The 657-nt window shown below is 65.9% G+C and carries 2 protein-coding genes; both read left to right on the forward strand.

The genetic code is table 11. From position 1 onward, the window contains the following. On the forward strand, nt 1-314 hold a 314-nt coding region (locus ACYVDE_RS25295; protein ID WP_460504272.1), incomplete at its 5' end, for a helix-turn-helix domain-containing protein. 172 nt (nt 315-486) lie between these two features. Beyond that, on the forward strand, nt 487-657 hold a 171-nt coding region (locus ACYVDE_RS25300), incomplete at its 3' end, for an NmrA family NAD(P)-binding protein (protein ID WP_460504273.1).

Genomic DNA, 657 nt, shown 5'->3' on the forward strand with positions numbered 1-657 from the left:
AGCAGCTGGCCGCGGCTTTCCGGGAGCTGGTGCACGCGCACAGTGCCACCGCCCGTAGCGTCACGTTCTACGCGGCGGCGCTGTGCATCACGCCCAAGTACCTCACCGAGCTGGTGAAGGACGTGACCGGCCGCACCGCCAGCGAGTGGATAGCCGAGGCCGTGGTGCTCGAAGCCAAAGCCCTGCTGCAAACCCCCGGCCTGCCCGTGCAGCAGGTGGCCGCCAGCCTGCATTTTGCCGACCAGTTTGCCTTCAGCCGGTTTTTCAAAAACAGCACCGGCCTGTCGCCCACGGCCTACCGGCAGGCTGGCTAAGCAGTGTTTGCCGCCTTTTAGCCACGGCTTACCGCCATCCGGCTATTTCGGCGGCGGGCTCCGGCGGGGAATTTTGCAGTCGCTGCTTCACCTGGTTCACGGCCGGCCTCACCTGAGCCGCCGCGCACCGCCGGAGGTTGCTGAACGACATCTCACGCGAAATTTCCCCATCATGATTTTAGTAACCGGAGCCACTGGCCACCTGGGCACGGCCGTGTTGCACACCCTGCTGCAAAAAATACCCGCCTCTCAACTCGCCGCCCTGGTGCGCGACGAGCAAAAGGCCGCCGCGCTGCAAGCGCAGGGCGTGAGCCTGCGCGTCGGCACCTACGCCGACCTCGCC

This window comes from Hymenobacter agri, assembly GCF_054778495.1.